The organism is Vibrio sp. 10N.261.51.F12 (assembly GCF_041471725.1).
In the GTDB taxonomy this organism is placed as follows: Bacteria; Pseudomonadota; Gammaproteobacteria; order Enterobacterales; family Vibrionaceae; genus Vibrio.
On sequence record NZ_JBFROV010000054.1, the window covers coordinates 1 to 19,566 of the forward strand.

Sequence of the window (19,566 nt, forward strand, 5' to 3'; positions counted from 1 at the left end):
CTTTAACTGATCGGCATTACTACGAGGTAGCCTTTTTTATTAGACATACGTGTCGATTAAATCACAGGCTAACGTCCAAGCCCTGAAGCATCAACCCCTTCTTGTTGGGAGGTAACCGGTGGCCACTCCTCAAATGTAGCTAAGAGCTGCGCGACAGCGGCTTGTGCTGGTCCAAAGGCCCACATTTTTTCGCCCATCCACTTAATGTACATTCCAGACTCTTCGGCCGCTCTTTCGTAAGGGTCGCGACGTAAATTGAACAACAACGGTGCGTTAAGCTCTTCTTTTGCGCCACTCCAACCTTCATTCTGCACGACAAAGTGCGCCTTCCAGTCACCAACACGAACGGCTTGTAACTTATCTCTTTCGTAGTAATAGATTTCTTTTCGGTTTGAAGGTTTCCCTTCCGTGAGCAACGGCATTTGATTGTAGCCATCTAAGTGCGCTTTATAGCCTTTGAAGCCCTTAAGCATTTGTTGTTTGAGATCAGAGGGACCACCGGCTGCGGCAACAAGAGTTGGCAACAGGTCCATACCATCAACAATGCCATTATTTACGGTATCGGCGGGGATTTTAGCGGGCCATTGGACAAGAAATGGCGCTCGAACGCCGCCTTCCCACGTTGTACCTTTCTCTCCGTGAAACGGCGTCATGCCGCCGTCTGGCCATGTCATTATTTCTGGACCGTTGTCGGCAGTGAAAATGATAATTGTGTTATCTGCGATGCCGAGTTCTTCGATTTTGGCGAGCATTTCACCGACGTGGTCATCGAGATCCTTCATCACCACTTCTTGAAGTCCCCAACCGTTTTGGCCCAGCATGGCCTCGTATTTTGGTGATAGGTGTGTCCAAACATGGCCTCTTGAAGGGCAGTACCATGTAAAGAACGGCTTTTCATCTTTAACGGCTTGCTCAATAAATCTTATTGTGTGCTTGTTGACCTCGTCGTCCAGCGTTCGCATTCGTTCTTTGGTCAATCTGCCATCGTCTTCAATTGTCTGGCCACCTTGACCGTCTGACGTTGCGTGAATGACGTTTCTGGGTGCAAACTTTTGAAACGCTTCATCTTTAGGCCAATCGGGATCTTCGGTATATTCCATTGCATTGAGATGGTACAGCCAGCCCCAGTACTCATCAAAACCATGCATCGTAGGAAGGAATTCGTCTCGGTCACCCAGGTGGTTTTTCCCGAATTGACCCGTGGTATAACCAAGCTCGCGCAATATTTCCGGAAGGGTAGGCGTATCTGGGTTTAGACCGACAGGTCCGCCAGGCAGCCCAACGGAATGTAAGCCCGTTCTCACGGGTAATTGTCCGGTTAGAAAAGCAGAACGTCCCGCCGTACACGATGGCTGAGCGTAATAATCGGTCAGCAGCATGCCTTTTTCGGCGATGCTGTCAATATTGGGTGTATCGCTACTCATGACACCGTTGTGGTAAGCACTTAAGTTCGAGATGCCGACATCATCGGTAAAAATGACAAAAATGTTAGGCTGATCTTGCGCGGCGGATACCCCAAATGTAGCGAGATAACCACACGCAAAAACAAATAAATGAATAATCCTTTTCATACGTGTTCCTTGTGTAATTTACTGATGCGAACGTTTGATCATAACGAGTCCTACTAACCCAAAGCCGAACTCAAGAATAAGGTAAAATATCAGTAGGGCATTAGGTGGTCCGTCAATAGAGATACTGACAATGCGCCCAAACGCTAAACCAACCATAAAAACAACCAGGTTATAAAGAGCGGGTAGTCTTAATTTATCAACGAAAGCCCCGGCCACCCAAAATAACCCGGTGGCTAGATATAGGCCCATAATTGCTCGAAAGATGTGTGTTGTGTTGACTGTGTTGATATCTATGTCAAAAAGAAAAGGTAAAGAAAGGGCGGGTGATAGCCCGTAACACAGCGCAATAGGAGTTAACCCTAGGCTAGCAATGAGTAGAAATATACTTTCAGGTTTCATCCTTAGTTTTTCCTTTTATCCGTATAATAATCAATGTAGTACAAAAGCTGAGTGTCTCAAGGTGGAAAGGCAAATTATTGCGTACATGTGTTATTAAATAGACATGTGCAATTACTGTAGCCAAGTATGGATGGTGGAGGGGATTAAAGTCTCTAGTTCGATATAAGCACCAAAATTTAAATACAAGAAACCGAAGTAACTCATTCCGCTCCAAAGCAATATAGAAAGGGTTAAAAGGGAAAAAGTACGCACAGCACCTTGTTTCAGACGTTTTGACAATAGCGTGTAAATGGGGATACCAATTAAAAGTGGCGCTAATAGCGCCATGCAAAGCTGGCCATATCGGTGCCACATTCTTAGGAAGCGGCGTAGTCTAGGTCGGAAAATGACGCGTTGTTTATTCGTCACTCGATTGAAAAGTCTCGGCCCTAGCCACCACCCAAAATAGCCAGCCATCAATGCAGGGAGAACATTAAATAGCACCATTTCTGGGTAGCTATATGACAGCATTGCTGCAAGCGCCGGCCCTGAATACGTTTTCCATATACTGAGTAATGCCATTGCGAAAGCAATGGCGGCATACGAGTCGATATCAAAGCCCATTCTAGTCTCTTTTTAGCAATGGATAACCGTTGTTGACTAGTAGCAAGGATAGGACAGGATCGATGTGTTTGAAAAACACTATCCAACCATCGCATAGATAATTGAGCCCTGGCTGGCCTTGTTTTGTGTAAGCGATCCGGTTTTTAGGGCATTCACCATGACAGGCAAATAAATAGGGACATTGTTTGCACTGATTGGGGAGCGATTTCCGTTTGGCAAAACCAAACTGTTGCTGCTTTGATGAAAAGGCAAGTTTTTTGAGCTCTGTCTGGTGAATGTTGCCGATTGAAAACTCAGGGTAAACGTAATGATCGCATGAGTAGACTTCGCCATTAGGTTCGATTGCCAATCCTTTGCCGCAGATCTCACTGAGGGTACACATGGTACTGGATTTCCCCATCCAGACTCCCACAAAGTTTTCAAAGTACGGGATCATCACCTTACCAAAATCGTTATGGAACCATTCATCAAAAATCGTGATCAGAAAGGCTCCCCATTGGTCGGCAGAGATGCTCCAGGGTTCAACTGCTGTTTTGACAGGAATAATGTTCATCGAATCCCATTTAAGCCATTGGTTGTTGGTGGGAGCCGAGACTTTATCGACCACAGGAATAAACTGCATTTGTGGTGAACGAACCTCGTCACGTAGAAAGCGATACACCTCGAGTGGCTGTGAGCCGGTGAGGTTGTTAATACAGGTCAAGGTGGCAAAGTTGACTTGGTGTTCTTGAAGTAAACGAATCCCTCTCATGGTCTTATCAAATGTCCCGCGTCCTGCTTTGTTGGTTCTATAGTGGTTGTGTAGAGATTCAGGGCCATCAATACTGACGCCAATGATGAAGTTATGGCGTTTAAAAAAGGCGCACCATCGAGAAGTTAATAAGGTCGCATTGGTTTGTAAATCGTTGCTAATGGAAGAGTGAGGAGGACAGAAGCGCTTTTGCAGCTCAACCACTTTTTCAAAGTACTCAACACCAAGTAATGTTGGTTCTCCGCCGTGCCATGAAAAAACAATCTCTGCGGTATTTTGACCCTCGATATATTGGCGAATATAAGTCTCCAATCGTTCATGGCTCATGACCGATTCTGGTTGGCTTGAATAATCGAGGAGTTGTTGTTTGTCGAGATAATAGCAGTATGTACAATCGATATTGCACAAGGCACCGATCGGTTTTGCGAGTGCTTGAAATTTATTGTGGGCTTTACCGTTGAACTGTGGAACTAAAAACTCGGTCATTAAAAGCGGCCTCTTTGATGGTAATTGAGTATCCGTTCTCAAGCAGGTGTGGGTGCAGAATACATAAAACAAACCGGTTGGTCTAGTTATTTGTTTGATTCAAGGTCTCGATAGCGCACTTAATACAAGTTCAACGCGTAGTTTAAATAATTGAGTGACCAGAACCATCGTCATAATGTTGCTATTTTTTGATGGGCTGTCATTCTTAAAGAAAAATTTAGGAAATCAAAACCATGACCAAAATTGCAATGCTAAGTACCGGTGAAGAAGTCTTATATGGCGATATTGTGGATACGAATGCCGCGTGGCTTAGCCGAGTGTTTTATGAGAACGGTTTTTCTATGTATAAAAGGTCTACGGTTGGTGATCAGCGTACGTCATTGCTTCAGGAAATGGTGATGCTGAGCTTTAACCTTGACGTGGTGATCGTCAATGGCGGCTTGGGACCGACATCAGATGACCTCACGGCAGAAGTGGCGGCGGAAGCGGCTGAGGAACCGTTAGCGCTCAGTGAGGAATGGTTGACCACATTAGAGGCGTTTTATGCTTCGCGTGGCAAGACAATGCCGGAAAGCAATATCAAGCAAGCGATGCTACCTCAAAGCGCAACGATTGTAGATAATCCCATTGGTACCGCGTGCGGATTTAAAATGCTGATCAATGATTGCTTGTTTTATTTTACCCCTGGCGTGCCAAGTGAATTTAAAAAAATGGCGTTAGAGCAAATTCTCCCCGATCTAAAAGCACAATTTGGACAACAAGAAGGAAGAGAGTGTCGTCGTTTGTATACTTTTGGGTTATCGGAATCTGGTATTGCCGATACGCTCTCGGTGATCGCGTTACCGGACAATTATGAGCTTGGTTATCGTTCTTATTTGCCATTTATTGAAGTGAAATTATTTGGCCCTTCTCAAGATGTAGAAAAAGGCATTCGTCTGCTTGCTATGATTGAAAAGCTGTTGCATCAAAATGTTGTCAGTGTTGATGAGCCAATGCTTGCACGTCTTAGCCACCTAGTTGATACACATAAGCCGACCATCGCGATCTCGGAACATGCTACTAAGGGCTACTTGTCAGCGTGGTTACAAGACGATGATATTTTGGCGCAGTATTGCGGCGCGACTTGGGTATTAGGGGATAAAACGACGTCGCCATTAACTCACGATACTGATCCGTTGGGCGCGGTGTTAGCGTTAGCGGGCGCGACAAAAAGTAATTGTGGTGCCGATATTGCTATTGCGACAGGAAAGTTTGAAGAAGGTGTTTTTTCTGTGGCGCTTGCCACACCAAAAGGCGAATGGGGACAAATCTTACAGTTACAACGTAAGTACTCTTCGAAAGATGTGAAGACGATTATTAGCACACTTGCAGGTGACATGCTTCGTCGCTATTTAGATGCTAAACCAATGTTTCCTGATTATGGATACGTGACTCGTAAAGAAGAAATCTACGTTCCATCTAGCGTACTCCAATAAACGCCTTTGATAACAAAGTGCAGTGACCATCAGCGTGTTGTGACCTTATTCTGGTGTCATTCATTTTTATTTAAGTGAGCCACACGCTTTGGGTGATCCTCGTCTGTACGAGGATGACGGCCTAATTTGGATGGGTTAGAAGGTCGGGCCCCTGTCCAAAGGTGTGTCAGCTTTGGCCTCGTCAATGCAAAATAGCCTCTGGTACGTTACTGCTCCCATTAAACAAAATTAACCGTCATCCCCTTGAAAAAGGGGATCTTCATCAGCGCGTTGTGAGCCTATTCTGGCCTCATTCATTTCTATTTAAATGAGTCATACGCTTTGGGCGACTCTCGTCTGCAAGAGGATGATGGCCTAATTTGGATGGGTTAGAAGATCGAACTATGAGGTCCCTGTCTAAAGGTGTGTCAGCTTGGGCCTCGTCAGCGCAGAATAGCCTCTGGTACGTTACTGCTCCCACTAAACAAAATTAACCGTCATCCCCTTGAAAAAGGGGATCTCTATTCCATTTAAGTGAGTCGCACGCTTTGGGCGATCCTCGTTTGTCTGAGGATGACGGCCTAATTGGGTTGGAGAGTGTTGAGCTAAGAGGTCTCTGTCGAGAAACGAATCCGCTTAGTCTCCATTGCTCTCCGACAGTGACTCATCAACTAAAGTGCAATAAATATTCACCCAATTGATTATATGTCGAATAGTTATTGCTATATGAAAATTTGATCTATATCACAATACATTGATCTTTAAGCATAATTAGAAATTCTCATTTTTGAGAGTATCTCTTCTCAACAAATTGATTAGAATCAATGTTCACTCTGGAAACAGCAGTGTCTAGGGAGGATGACAATGATACAACAATCAAAAATTCGCGTGGTATACCAAGTCGCAAACGAAAAAATCATGCTGGGTGAAGCTTTCGGGAAAACGTGTGGCGATATTGCAGCAATGTGGTTAAAAGCACCAATGGAAGAGCTGTTGACTGACGAAGGTTTCAAGATCTCGCTGTATGATGATGGCGGACGTCACGTGGCTGATAAAGCCGTATCCATGGGCACCGCAGACACGATTCTCGCTGTTGTCGATTAAATTCTGATTGGCTCACATACTTTTTGATGTTTTATTTTTAGACCGGTTTATCAAACCGGTTTTTCTTTGGGCGTCGTTCTCGATTTACTTCTCTGATCTATCCTCGCAAGATTTCATTTGTCGTTAATGTGATCCATTTTGTGCTTTTGCTCTAATTCTAGTCGTTCCTCTTAATCATGACTCATACTTGTTGATTCACATCATTTTGATCGATTAGGGATAGGAAGGATCCATGAGTGCATCTTCGATAAAAGAGATTGAAAGTCTGTTTAACGAAAGGGGAGCGCCAGAGTATGGGCACCTTACTGCTATCCCAAAATATATTGAATTAGAACGCTTTCGCTATCTCACCACGATGGACCGCAAAGCAAGTAAAGTTGCAAAGCACTTTCATTACAAACAATTCCAATTTGTCAGTATCAGTACGTCACGTTACATCATCGGGATTGCAATGGCGGATATTCGCTATGTTGGTAATAGCTTTTTCTATGTCTACGATGTCGAAACAAACAATTTTCGCGAAAAAAAAGTGCTTAGCCCATTAGGCTTACGTTACAAATTGACGCCATCTCCTTGGAAAGGTGTTAGTTACTTCGACTCCAATGGCACTAGAATCGAGATTAATGACGGCTTATGGCGAGTTATTGTTGATTCAGATTGGTTGATAATGGATGTAACATTGTTGCCGCCAGAGACAGGCACTGGACCGTTAATGCTGTGTACCCCGACAGGCTACTCTGGATGGACGTATACGCAAAAGCATAATGCACTTGATATAAGAGGTCATATTACCGTGAACGGCGAGACCGTGGACCTCACAACGTGCCTCGCAGGTTACGATTTTTCTGCAGGCTACATGCGAAGAGAAACGAGTTGGCGGTGGGCGAGCATTAATGCCTTGATTAACGGGGTTCGCATCGGATTGAATCTAGCGGTCGGCGTGAATGAGAGTGGTGCGACTGAGAATACCTTGTGGATAAACGGTCATCGTCAGCTTTTGAATGGTGTTCATTTTGATTTTGAACGTTCTGACCCTAAGGCAACCTGGCGCATTCATGGCGAGGAAGGGAAAGTCAATTTACGATTTGAACCCGTTGAAGCTCGCAAAGAAAAGCTCAATTTATTGTACTTAAAGAGTAATTTTCGACAGTTTATTGGTCATTTCTCTGGCACGTTACGTGATACGAGTGGCCATGTACATCAGCTGGATAATGTTCTAGGGCTGGTTGAAGATCACTATGCTAAATGGTAAGGAAGTGAACCTATGAACGATATCGTGGATCACCCAGAGCTCTTACTATTAGTACTAGCGCCAGTGTTTGTCATTATGATGGTTTTGGAGTATGCGCTTGGTCAACGCTCAGGACGTTTGCCGAATTCAGGGTATTACTCATTAAAGGAGCTGGTGTGTAACTTTAGTTTGGCGGGAATGCATCAACTATCAGACTTGCTAGCGGGTCTGTTGATCGCAAATCTGTATCTCACGGTATTTGGGTGGCGCTGGTTTGATATAGAGATGTCAGTATCTTTGTTTATTGTATTGATGGTTTTACAGGACTTTTTTTATTATTGGTTCCATCGCGCTAGCCACCGTGTTCGTTGGATGTGGGCGGCGCACGTTGTCCATCATAGCTCTGAGAATATGAATTTTAGCACGGCTTTTCGGCAGAGTTTAATGTACCCGCTTGCTGGAATGTGGCTGTTTTGGGTGCCGCTGGTGGTCATTGGTTTTGAGCCCAAATGGGTCGTATTGGTAGTGCTGTTAAACTTGGGAGTGCAGTTTTTTGTGCATACCCAATGGATAAAGACATTAGGAATAATAGAGTGGGTATTGAATACACCCTCACACCATCGTGTACACCACGGACGAAACCCTCAGTATATTGATAAGAACTATGCGGGAGTGTTGATTATTTGGGACCGATTGTTCGGGACGTTTGAGCCTGAAGTAGAGACAGTCCGTTATGGTATTTCTAAGCCGGTCAATAGTTTCAACCCTTTTGTTGTGACATTTTCTGAATGGAAAATGCTTTGGCGGGATGTATTTGCACCCAATCAGACATTGAAACAACGTATAACGATTATCTTGTCTCCGCCGAGTGATTGAACCTTTTGTTGAGAAACAGAAGGTATAAAAAAACGGCTCTTAGAGCCGTTTTTTTATACTGCGGTTACACACCTAAGAGAGCACATCAAGCTCGCTTTTGGGCTTTGGACTGATAGGCGATATTCTCTATCGTGATATCTGTCTTCGCACGGCAAATACAAGGTAGAATCTCATCACTTTGTGTATAGGCCATCGCAAACCCTACATATTCCACTTCACCAGAGGTTAGAGTACAGCGGCATGCGCCACAATGGCCGTCACGGCAGTTGTACTCTGGTTCTAACCCTGCTTGTTCCATTGTTTCTAGAACGGTGTTTGAAGGGTTAGACTCTATTTTAGTGATAGAGTTTATTTTGATGGTTGGCATTACAGTTCGAAATCCTCAAAGTCATTGGCACTGACTTCGTTGTCAATTTGTCCAACAAGATAAGAACTGATTTCGGCTTCTTGCGGGGCAACTTGTACATTGTCTGAAGATAACCAAGCGTTAATCCATGGAATTGGATTAGAAGTCGCGTCAGGGTAGGCGACACCTAAACCGACAGCTTGCATACGGACGTTGGTAATATATTCAACATACTGACAAAGGATATCTTTGTTTAAGCCGATCATCGAACCATCTTTGAACAGGTACTCTGCCCATTCTTTCTCTTGTTCTGCAGCTTCTTTAAACAGATCAAAACAGTCTTGCTTACATTCTTCGGCAATTTGCATGAATGTGAAGTCATCCTGCCCATTACGTAGGATGTTAACCATGTGCTGTGTGCCAGTTAGATGTAATGCTTCGTCACGAGCAATCAGCTTTATGATCTTAGCATTACCTTCCATCAGTTCACGTTCTGCAAAGGCAAACGAACAAGCAAAGCTCACGTAGAAACGGATAGCTTCAAGTGCATTGACAGACATAAGGCAAAGATAGAGTTTCTTCTTAAGGTCATACAAGCTGACCTTCACTTCGTCACCGTTAAGAACGTGAGTACCTTCGCCGTAGCGATGATAATCGTTAGTCGCTTGGATCAGATCATCGTAATAATGCGCAATGTCTTTTGCACGTTTTAAGATGTGCTCGTTTTCCACGATATCGTCAAACACGACGCTTGGGTCATTAACAATGTTGCGAATGATATGAGTGTACGAACGAGAGTGGATCGTTTCGGAGAACGACCACGTTTCAATCCAAGTCTCTAGCTCAGGAAGCGAGACAAGTGGCAGCAACGCAACGTTTGGGCTACGACCTTGAATAGAATCCAGTAGCGTTTGATATTTTAAGTTACTGATGAAAATGTGCTTTTCATGCTCTGGTAACTTGTTGTAATCGATACGGTCACTGGAAACATCAACTTCTTCTGGACGCCAGAAAAAGGACAGTTGTTTCTCGATCAGTTTCTCGAAAATTTCAAATTTTTGCTGGTCATAACGCGCAACGTTTACAGGTTGACCTAGGAACATTGGTTCCTTCAGCGCGTTATTTTTTGTTTGAGTAAAAGTACTGTAAGCCATGGTGCTGCAATCCTTCTTCGCCTCTTCACATAGGAAGAGGCTGCATTACTAATATATGATTATTAAATAATATATTGTTTAAACGGTTAAATCTTACAACCGCCGCCTTCGCAATCGTCATCTTGCTCGACGGTAATTGTCTTATCGCCCTGATCGTCTTTCGCACCGTCACGGGTGTTATGATAGTAAAGTGTTTTTACACCATACTTATACGCAGTCAGTAGGTCTTGAAGCAATTTCTTCATTGGGACCTTACCACTGTCGTAGACACTAGGGTCATAGTTAGTGTTGGCTGAGATCGCTTGGTCAACAAACTTCTGCATGATACCAACTAGGTGCAAGTAGCCATCATTGTTGCCGATATCCCAAAGTAATTCATAGTTCTCTTTGAGGTTAACGAAGTCAGGTACAACTTGTTTCAGAATACCATCTTTAGAGGCTTTCACCGAAACATAACCACGCGGCGGTTCAATACCGTTTGTTGCATTAGAAATCTGCGATGATGTTTCTGATGGCATCAATGCTGTCAGTGTCGAGTTTCTTAGGCCGAACTCCATGATCTCTTCGCGAAGCGCGTCCCAGTCATAATGCAGCGGTTCGTCACAAACTGAATTGATATCAGCCTTATAAGTGTCGATCGGTAGCAACCCTTTTGCGTAGTTGGTTTCATTAAACAGTGGGCATCGGCCCTGTTCTTTTGATAGTTCTACGGATGCTTTCAACAAATGATATTGAATGGCTTCGAATGTACGGTGGGTGAGGTTGTTTGCTGACCCATCTGAGTACTTCACACCATTTTTTGCAAGGTAGTATGCGTAGTTGATGACACCCACACCAAGCGTACGACGGTTCATTGTCGATTTATACGCCGCTGGCAATGGATAATCTTGGTAATCAAGTAGCGCATCAAGCGCACGTACGACTAAGTTCGATAAATCAGCGAGGTCGTCGAGCTCGTTGATTGCGCCCAAGTTAAATGCAGAAAGGGTACAAAGTGCAATTTCGCCTTCGTCATCTTCAACATTGCTTAATGGCTTAGTTGGCAGTGCTATCTCTAAACAAAGGTTAGATTGGCGAACTGGCGCTACTTTAGAATCGAACGGGCTATGCGTGTTGCAGTGGTCTACGTTTTGAATGTAGATGCGGCCAGTAGAAGCACGTTCTTGCATCAACAACGAGAATAGTTCGACGGCTTTGACGGATTCTTTCTTAATTGATGGGTCGTTTTCGTATTGAAGATACAAGCGTTCAAATTCATCTTGGTCTTCAAAGAACGCATCATACAATCCAGGCACGTCAGAAGGGGAGAACAGTGTAATATTGCCGCCCTTAACTAAGCGCGAGTACATCAGCTTGTTAAGTTGTACACCGTAGTCCATATGGCGAACTCGGTTTTCTTCAACGCCACGGTTATTTTTCAATACCAATAGCGATTGAACTTCGCCATGCCACATTGGATAGAATACGGTTGCTGCGCCACCGCGAACGCCACCTTGTGAGCAGCATTTTACCGCAGTTTGAAAGTATTTATAAAATGGGATACAACCGGTGTGGAAAGCCTCGCCGCCACGAATCTCAGAACCTAAAGCACGAATTCGTCCAGCGTTGATGCCAATACCAGCGCGTTGTGAAACGTAACGCACAATAGAACTTGCCGTTGCGTTAATCGAATCAAGGCTGTCACCACATTCAATCAAAACGCATGAGCTGAATTGACGAGTAGGGGTACGGACACCAGACATAATTGGCGTTGGCAGAGAAATCTTAAAGGTTGACGTCGCATCATAGAATCGCTTGATGTAGTCAAGACGAGTCTCTTTTGGATATTTTGCGAATAAACAGGCAGCAACTAATATATAGAGGAACTGCGCACTCTCAAAGATTTGACCCGTTACGCGGTTTTGCACGAAGTACTTACCTTCCAGCTGTTTAACAGCGGCGTAGGAAAAGTCGTGGTCGCGAGTATGGTCAATGTAACTATCGAGTTCGTCAAACTCTGCTTTTGTATAGTCTACAAGCAGGTGCTTATCATATTTTCCAGCTTCAACCATTGTTGAAACTTGGTCAAACAGCGTAGGTGGCTCGTATTGGCCATACGCCTTTTTACGAAGGTGGAAAATAGCTAAACGTGCTGACAAGTATTGATAATCTGGCGTCTCTTCCGAGATGAGATCGGCGGCTGATTTTATGATCGTTTCATGGATATCAGACGTCGTAATCCCGTCATAAAACTGGATGTGAGCTTTTAACTCAACTTGTGAGACTGATACATTCTGAAGACCTTCGGCTGCCCATGCGATTACACGGTGAATTTTCTCGAGATCGATAGTTTCTTTGCGGCCATTACGTTTGGTAACGGTAAGTTGCTGGTTCATTCTGAGGTGTTCCCTAACAAAACAATGTGAAGTCTTGCTTTTATGAAATTTTGTTGAGTCTTAGCGATGACTTCGTGATCCAAGTCGCCCTAAATCATTTTGTGTCTAACACAAGATATAGGGGTTATCTGCATTCCGGATTACAAGATAGTGCTATAAGCCAAAGTTTTCAAGTTCACAAATTTGTTTGAACTGTGGATAAACAGGGGACAGAAAAAAATCAGTTAGTAAACACTAACCATTGAAGATAGGGCAGACTTAGCGGTGAAAATTACGTGCTAGCGAATCGGTTTTCTTTTAACCATTTCAAAAATAAATTCCTTGATCTTTGATAATTTTTGGACGTTATTGATGGGATAATTAAAAGTGAGATATTCGGCTGCAAAACACACAGGTTTGTCTTGTTTTTGTAGCGTAATTGTGTCGAAAAATTAACGTTGTATGTGTGGCTAAATTGAATAAGAAATTTGATGCATTACGCTTTGCTTTGCCTTGATGGCCTGCCATAAGTACGTCTATTGACGAACACGGCTAAGTAAAATCGCGAAAAATTGAGGGTGAAGAGTAGGGGTAACGTGAGGTAAAACTGAAACGGGACAGGTGTTTGAGCACAACAGTACAAATAAGCAGCATCACCTCGTTAGCAGGTGATGCTGGACAAAAATCGAGTTCTCTATCTATTATGGCTTTTCAGTGAAGACAATATAGTTAACGTCTACGCGTCGACCCAGTTTGTAACTGTCGGTGAGCGGATTGTATTGCAGGCCAGTGATGCCTTTCTCAATGAGTTCGGTACGGTCGATCATTTTTATCAGCTCTGATGGTTTGATGAATTTTTCATGGTCATGCGTCCCATCGGGCACGATTTTGAGCAATTTTTCGGCACCAACAATGGCGAAAAGATACGACTGCAGGTTACGATTGAGTGTCGAGAAGAAAACTTGACCACCCGGTTTGACGAGTTTTGAACAAGCCGCCACCACTGATGCGGGATCAGGAACGTGTTCAAGCATTTCCATACAAGTGACCACATCATATTGGCCCGCGTATTGGCTTGCGTGCTGCTCGACTGTGCTCTGAACGTAGGTTAATGTCGCGCCGGTTTCTAATGCGTGTAATCTTGCCACTTCAAGCGGCTCTTTTCCCATATCAAGTCCAGTGACGGTCGCACCTTGGTGAGCCATACTTTCGGCGAGGATGCCACCACCACAGCCGACATCAAGAACGTTCTTGCCAAAAAGACCATTGGCATTTTCCAACACGTAGTTTAAACGCAATGGATTGATTTGATGTAGAGGTTTAAATTCGCCTTGGAGATCCCACCAGCGACTTGCCATATCTTCGAATTTTTTTATTTCGTCTAAATCGACGTTTTGGTTCTTATCCATACTGGTGCTTATCCATACAGGTACATATACGTACTGGTGTTTATCTATACAAACGCTGATCAATAGGCGTTTATGAACGCGCAGAGTGGTATGCGTCTATTTTTGAGGAGTATACCGTAATTTTTTTTTACGACGAACTTTAAGGCGATCGGTTTGTGAGATTTTCCTGACACAATGTGGTTTAGAGAATGATTTGATTGTTTTTTCACCGCTTTTCGTGGTGGCGATTTTGAAATGTGCAAATTGTGGACAGTTGAATCGCCACGAAGGTCACAACATGATAAAACCCGCATGAAAGTGATGCCGCCGCTACGATTATTATGTTATATTTTCTGACCTTATACGTATTAAATATACGAACGAAATATAGAGGGATATCGGCTCTATGAGCGATCTAGCTAAAGAGATCACGCCCGTAAACATTGAAGATGAACTGAAAAGTTCATACCTCGACTACGCGATGTCAGTCATCGTGGGTCGTGCACTTCCGGATGTACGTGATGGCCTAAAACCAGTGCATCGTCGCGTTTTGTTTGCGATGAACGTGCTAGGCAATGATTGGAACAAATCATACAAAAAATCTGCTCGTGTAGTAGGTGACGTTATTGGTAAGTATCACCCACATGGTGATAGCGCAGTTTACGATACGATTGTTCGTATGGCGCAGCCATTCTCGCTGCGCTATATGCTGGTCGATGGTCAAGGTAACTTTGGCTCGGTCGATGGTGATTCAGCGGCGGCGATGCGTTATACCGAAGTTCGTATGTCGAAAATTGCAGGCGAACTATTGGCAGATCTTGATAAAGAAACTGTCGATTACGTTCCTAACTATGATGGAACCGAGCAAATACCAGCAGTATTACCAACGAAAATCCCGAACCTTTTGGTGAACGGCGCTTCAGGTATTGCGGTTGGTATGGCAACGAATATTCCACCACATAACTTGACCGAAGTTGTGGATGGTTGTTTGGCATACATTGCAAACGAAGACATCACCATTGATGAGCTTATGGATTACATCCCTGGGCCAGACTTTCCGACTGCTGCCTTAATCAGTGGGCGTAAAGGCATCATTGAGGCCTATAAAACGGGTCGTGGTAAGGTTTATATGCGCTCTAAAGCGAATATAGAAGTAGAGAAAAATGGTAAAGAAACCATTATCGTTACTGAAATACCTTACCAAGTAAACAAAGCGCGTGTGATTGAGAAAATCGCTGAACTTGTTAAAGACAAGAAAGTGGAAGGTATCAGTGCACTGCGTGATGAATCAGACAAAGACGGTATGCGTATCGTTATCGAATGTAAGCGTGATGCTGTGGGTGAAGTGGTTCTCAACAACCTGTACTCACAAACTCAGTTACAGTCGACGTTTGGCATCAACATGGTTGCCCTAAATAATGGTCAGCCACAGTTGTTTAACTTGAAAGAAATGATCAAGTGTTTCGTTGATCACCGTCGCGAAGTCGTGACGCGCCGTACTATCTTCGAATTGAAGAAGGCACGTGATCGCGCACACATCCTAGAAGCACTTTCGCTTGCTTTGGCTAATATCGACGACATTATCGAGTTGATTCGTAGTGCACCGACACCAGCAGAAGCGAAAGCTGGCTTAGTGGCTCGTGGTTGGGACTTGGGTAACGTTGCTTCTATGCTTGAAAGAGCGGGCACCGATGCTGCTCGACCTGATTGGCTGGAAGACGAGTACGGAATCCGTGATGGTCTGTATTATCTTACTGAACAGCAAGCACAAGCGATTCTTGAGCTTCGTCTACACCGTTTGACTGGTTTAGAGCACGAGAAAATTCTTGATGAGTACAAAGCGCTTCTTGAAGAAATAGCAGAGTTACTGCATATCCTTGCTGACACAGAGCGTTTGATGGAAGTGATTCGTGAAGAACTTGAATTGGTTCAAGCGACTTATGGTGATGCTCGTCGCAGTGAGATTACAGCAGCTGTGCACGATATTGATATGGAAGAGCTGATTGCTCGCGAAGATGTTGTCGTGACATTGTCGCACGAAGGCTACGTGAAATATCAAATCCTAAGCGATTACGAAGCTCAGCGTCGTGGTGGCAAAGGTAAGAGCGCGACTAAGATGAAGGAAGAAGATTACATCGAGCGTTTGCTCGTTGCGAATACTCATGACAACATCTTGTGCTTCTCTACCCGCGGTAAAACCTATCGCCTGAAAGTCTATCAACTGCCGCTTGCAAGCCGAGCTGCACGTGGAAAACCAATCGTCAACCTTCTTCCATTAGAAGAAAATGAGCGTATTACGGCTATTTTGCCGGTGAGCGAATTTAGTTCAGATAAATACATCTTTATGGCGACGGGTGATGGTACGGTTAAGAAGACGTCACTAGACCAATTCTCTAACGTCCGTTCTAATGGCTTGATTGCGGTTAACCTGCGTGATGATGATTCATTGATTGGTGTGGATATCACCAATGGCGAAAGCGACATTATGCTCTTCTCGAAAGCGGGTAAAGTGGTTCGCTTTAGCGAAGATAAAGTTCGTGCGATGGGTCGTACTGCGGCGGGTGTTCGCGGTATGAAACTTGCCGATGATGACCAAGTCGTGTCGTTGATTGTTCCTTCAAATGAAGGTGACATTCTAACGGTCACGAAGAATGGTTACGGTAAACGAACTGAGCTTGCTGAGTACCCTACGAAAGGGCGTGCTACGCAAGGTGTTGTCTCTATTAAAGTCTCTGAGCGAAATGGCCCTGTTGTTGGCGCTGTTCAAGTTGAGATTGGCGATGAGATGATGATGATCACCGATGCGGCGACATTGGTTCGTACTCGCGTTGCTGAAGTCAGCCAGGTTGGCCGAAATACGCAAGGCGTGACGCTTATCAGAACGGCTGAAGATGAATCGGTTGTTGGCCTTCAACGTATTGATGAAATCGACGAAGCCGATTTACCTGATGGTGAGCTACCTGACGGTGAGTTAGCAGAAGGCGAAGTTTCTCAACAAGGTGATGTTCAAGACGGTGAGCAAACTGATGCTCCTGACGAAAACGCACCTGAGGCATCTGAACCAAAAGATGACGCTGCTGACGAAGAGTAATTTTCCAAAGCAATAGAAAAAGCCGAGCGTATGCTCGGCTTTTTTATGTCTTCAGGACGGTGAATTATAGAAACAGGTACCAATCTATGAGCTTTTACTCATGAGATGCTAGCGACTTGTACCTGAATCTAATAAGGTGCTTAAAGAATACGAGCTCGGAAACTGCGCCCTTTCATTTTACCGTCTTCGATTTTACTGTGTGCTTTTCTGGCAATGTTCTTGTCAACGGCAACAAATGAAGCCATAGGGAACATATTGATTTTACCAATCTGTGCGCCTTGAATGGTTTTATCACTTGTCAATGCGCCAAGAATGTCTCCAGGGCGTAGCTTCTGCTTTTTACCACCCGAAACTTGTATCGTAGCCATCTTCGCTTGATACGGTTGGTTGCTTGATGGCGCTGGAAGCTGGCTTGGTTCGATTGGCATATCGAGATATTCATCAATCAAAGCGACACGGTGCATTTCATTGGCGCTGAAAAAGCTAAACGCAAGGCCCTTGTTACCAGCACGACCTGTACGACCAATACGGTGAACATGAACCTCTGGATCGCGAGACAATTCATAGTTGAACACGGCGTCTAGATTTTCAACATCCAAACCACGGGCAGCAACGTCAGTTGCGACAAGGATCGTCACACTTTTATTCGAGAATTGAACCAATGCGCGATCGCGCTCTTTTTGTTCAAGATCACCATGAAGATCAATCACACTAAAGCCGCGATGATGTAACTCATCAGCGACGCTTTGCACTTCTCTTTTCGTGTTGCAGAAAACAACCGCCGACTCAGGTTGATGTGTTAAAAGCAGGTTTTCCAATGCATCATCTCTATCGGCTTGTGAGTCGACCTTATAGAAAAACTGTTGAATGCTGCTGTGATCATGTTTGCTTTCTACTTTGACAATCTCAGGGCTACGCATAATGCGCGAAGCAATGGCTTCAATCTGCTTAGGGAAAGTCGCGCTGAACAGTAACGTTTGGCGTTCTTTTGGCACTTCATTGATGATCGCGTCAAGCGCGTCTTGGAAGCCCATATCTAGCATACGGTCTGCTTCGTCAAGGACGAGTGTATTGAGTTCACTAAGGTCGATACGGCCGCGCTCAAGGTGGTCAAGAATACGACCAGGAGTACCAACAAGAATGTGAGCGCCGTGTTCGAGTGATCCAATCTGAGGACCCATTGGTGTACCACCGCACAATGTTAATACTTTTATATTATGGATGGTACGAGCAAGGTTACGTATTTCCTTCGCAACTTGATCGGCAAGTTCACGGGTAGGACAAAGTACCAGTGATTGAACACGAAAGCGTTTAACTCGTAAGTTAGAAAGAAGCCCAAGCCCAAATGCTGCGGTCTTACCTGAACCGGTTTTTCCCTGACCGATAACGTCTTTACCATCAAGAATGAGTGGTAAAGATTGTGCTTGAATCTCCGTCATTTCAGTAAAGCCAAGTCCTTCTAGGTTACTTAGTAAAGAAGGTGAAAGATTTAAGGTGGAAAAATTGGAACTGTTCAAGTGCGATCCTTAATGGTCGTAGGGCAAGGGGGGTATTATCAACATATCTGACTACGTTACCAGAAGAAAGTGACATAGTTCTAACTAGAATAGTCTTTATACATTGCTTTGCGGAACTGTTTTATACCGTAGAAGGCAACAATACATACAGTCCTGGCAATAAGCGTTATGCAGGGCTGCCTCTAAATAGCTGCCCTGCTGTTTTCCAATAGGGTGTTATTTTTGTTCAGTGATAGGCTGTGCTGTTCTCATCCAGTCACGGTAGATGTCAGCGCCGTCTTGACCTTCAACTGGCGACCAAGATGCAAAGTCTTCCGGTTGAGTAGGTAAGTAGGCGCCTTCTTTAATTTCTAAACCGACGGTACCCTCACTCATACATGCATAGCCATGCCAAGTTCCCGGTGGGATCTCAATCGCTCGGTTGGTCTCTGGAGAAAGGCTATGACGCTCAGTTACATTCCCGTCGTTATCAAAAATTAAAAGGTCAAGTTGACCTTTTAACACTAAAAATAACTCCCACTTGTGGGACTCACTATGACGGTGGGGACGCATGTAAGTATCTGGCTCTGTAGAGATAAATAATCGTTGTACGTTAGCGTCAAGTTGTTCGTGAAGGTTGTGATGACTGCGCTGACGTGGTGCGGCTTTGGCGTTACTTGAGAATGTATCAAAATCTTGATTACTGATTATTTTTAGCATTGCTTGGCTCATGAGGTAGTGTAAACAGGATTAGTGTATCGATTTAAGTAAATAGTGCAGCAAGAAATTTCATATTTCATACCGTCTATTTTTTTTATGATGTCACCCCAATGTCATTTTACTGGCTCAAATCGTGACTACCCTTCCATTTTAACTGGTTTAATCTGTACGAAAACCGCAATTTGTTATTATTATTTTATGATTATGGATTAACCAGTTACGACGGTGGATAACGCAGTGGAAGCAGCAATCAATCAGTTAAAAAAAGACTTTTACGCACACCTGAAATCGTTTCATGAACCTAAGTTGGGTATGGTCTCAAAAACATTGTCGACACTGACTCAAGATGAATTAGCTGAGCTTGAGAACGTTTGGGTTCAATTGGCGGTGTGGAAACAAAAACAAGTCTAATCCTACCTCGTAGCTTTGTTTGCGGCGAGCATACAGGCTACCTTTGAATGTTTAACCCTAAGTGGTAACGCTTAGGGTTTTTTAGTGTCTTCTTTATATAAATTGTTATAATATAACAATTTATATAAAGA

At 44.1% G+C, this 19,566-nt stretch carries 16 protein-coding genes; 6 read left to right on the forward strand and 10 right to left on the reverse strand.

The features are described from left to right. Window positions 1-68: 68 nt before the first annotated feature. The 4 genes from AB4405_RS23740 to AB4405_RS23755 form a co-directional block, all read right to left on the reverse strand. Entirely contained in the window at window positions 69-1,571 is a 1,503-nt protein-coding gene (locus tag AB4405_RS23740; RefSeq protein WP_372063047.1) for an arylsulfatase, read from the reverse strand. Window positions 1,572-1,589: 18 nt separating this feature from the next. Continuing rightward, the gene (locus AB4405_RS23745) at window positions 1,590-1,970 is read right to left on the reverse strand and encodes a DUF4345 domain-containing protein (RefSeq protein WP_372063048.1); all 381 of its coding nucleotides are present in this window, start codon (window positions 1,968-1,970) and stop codon (window positions 1,590-1,592) included. 111 nt (window positions 1,971-2,081) lie between these two features. Continuing rightward, window positions 2,082-2,573, reverse strand: a complete 492-nt coding sequence (locus AB4405_RS23750; protein ID WP_372063049.1) for a hypothetical protein — start codon at window positions 2,571-2,573, stop codon at window positions 2,082-2,084. Between the two features lies 1 nt (window position 2,574). Beyond that, window positions 2,575-3,810, reverse strand: a complete 1,236-nt coding sequence (locus AB4405_RS23755; RefSeq protein WP_372063050.1) for an anaerobic sulfatase maturase — start codon at window positions 3,808-3,810, stop codon at window positions 2,575-2,577. A gap of 233 nt (window positions 3,811-4,043) precedes the next feature. Between AB4405_RS23755 and AB4405_RS23760 the strand changes: the two genes are divergently transcribed. The 4 genes from AB4405_RS23760 to AB4405_RS23775 all read left to right on the forward strand — a co-directional run bounded on the left by AB4405_RS23760 (window position 4,044) and on the right by AB4405_RS23775 (window position 8,475). Next, window positions 4,044-5,285: a CinA family nicotinamide mononucleotide deamidase-related protein gene (locus AB4405_RS23760; protein ID WP_372063051.1), complete on the forward strand. Its 1,242-nt coding sequence runs from the start codon at window positions 4,044-4,046 to the stop codon at window positions 5,283-5,285. Between the two features lie 843 nt (window positions 5,286-6,128). After that, window positions 6,129-6,368, forward strand: coding sequence for a 30S ribosomal protein S6 modification protein (locus AB4405_RS23765; protein WP_102471513.1), 240 nt, complete (start codon window positions 6,129-6,131; stop codon window positions 6,366-6,368). 232 nt (window positions 6,369-6,600) lie between these two features. Then, on the forward strand, window positions 6,601-7,620 hold the full coding sequence (locus tag AB4405_RS23770) for a DUF2804 domain-containing protein (RefSeq protein WP_372063052.1): 1,020 nt from the start codon (window positions 6,601-6,603) through the stop codon (window positions 7,618-7,620). 12 nt (window positions 7,621-7,632) lie between these two features. Next, complete coding sequence (locus tag AB4405_RS23775; protein ID WP_372063053.1) at window positions 7,633-8,475, forward strand: sterol desaturase family protein; 843 nt, start codon at window positions 7,633-7,635, stop codon at window positions 8,473-8,475. An 85-nt stretch (window positions 8,476-8,560) separates the two neighbouring features. Here AB4405_RS23775 and yfaE read toward each other — a convergent pair whose 3' ends face one another. The 4 genes from yfaE to ubiG all read right to left on the reverse strand — a co-directional run bounded on the left by yfaE (window position 8,561) and on the right by ubiG (window position 13,738). Beyond that, a complete protein-coding gene (yfaE, locus tag AB4405_RS23780) occupies window positions 8,561-8,842 on the reverse strand; it encodes a class I ribonucleotide reductase maintenance protein YfaE (protein ID WP_102471516.1) in 282 nt (93 codons plus the stop codon). Further along, window positions 8,842-9,975 (reverse strand): class Ia ribonucleoside-diphosphate reductase subunit beta, encoded by a 1,134-nt coding sequence (nrdB, locus tag AB4405_RS23785; RefSeq protein WP_102471517.1) that lies wholly within the window; start codon window positions 9,973-9,975, stop codon window positions 8,842-8,844. Before nrdB ends, yfaE begins: the two co-directional genes overlap by 1 nt. Before the next feature lie 86 nt (window positions 9,976-10,061). After that, complete coding sequence (gene nrdA / locus AB4405_RS23790) at window positions 10,062-12,350, reverse strand: class 1a ribonucleoside-diphosphate reductase subunit alpha (RefSeq protein ID WP_372063054.1); 2,289 nt, start codon at window positions 12,348-12,350, stop codon at window positions 10,062-10,064. Between the two features lie 680 nt (window positions 12,351-13,030). Further along, window positions 13,031-13,738 (reverse strand): bifunctional 2-polyprenyl-6-hydroxyphenol methylase/3-demethylubiquinol 3-O-methyltransferase UbiG, encoded by a 708-nt coding sequence (gene ubiG, locus AB4405_RS23795; RefSeq protein ID WP_372063055.1) that lies wholly within the window; start codon window positions 13,736-13,738, stop codon window positions 13,031-13,033. A 385-nt stretch (window positions 13,739-14,123) separates the two neighbouring features. On the opposite strand from ubiG, the gene gyrA reads away from it, so the two are divergent. Beyond that, window positions 14,124-16,808, forward strand: a complete 2,685-nt coding sequence (gene gyrA / locus AB4405_RS23800) for a DNA topoisomerase (ATP-hydrolyzing) subunit A (protein ID WP_372063056.1) — start codon at window positions 14,124-14,126, stop codon at window positions 16,806-16,808. Between the two features lie 140 nt (window positions 16,809-16,948). Here the strand turns inward: gyrA and dbpA are convergent, their stop codons facing one another. Together dbpA and AB4405_RS23810 are read right to left on the reverse strand one after the other, a co-directional pair. Continuing rightward, window positions 16,949-18,325 carry an ATP-dependent RNA helicase DbpA gene (dbpA, locus tag AB4405_RS23805; RefSeq protein WP_372063057.1) on the reverse strand — a complete coding sequence of 459 codons (1,377 nt, stop codon included), beginning with the start codon at window positions 18,323-18,325 and terminating at the stop codon, window positions 16,949-16,951. Between the two features lie 216 nt (window positions 18,326-18,541). Then, complete coding sequence (locus AB4405_RS23810) at window positions 18,542-19,024, reverse strand: WbuC family cupin fold metalloprotein (RefSeq protein ID WP_372063058.1); 483 nt, start codon at window positions 19,022-19,024, stop codon at window positions 18,542-18,544. Between the two features lie 237 nt (window positions 19,025-19,261). On the opposite strand from AB4405_RS23810, the gene AB4405_RS23815 reads away from it, so the two are divergent. After that, complete coding sequence (locus AB4405_RS23815; RefSeq protein WP_198593032.1) at window positions 19,262-19,435, forward strand: hypothetical protein; 174 nt, start codon at window positions 19,262-19,264, stop codon at window positions 19,433-19,435. Window positions 19,436-19,566 lie beyond the last annotated feature (131 nt).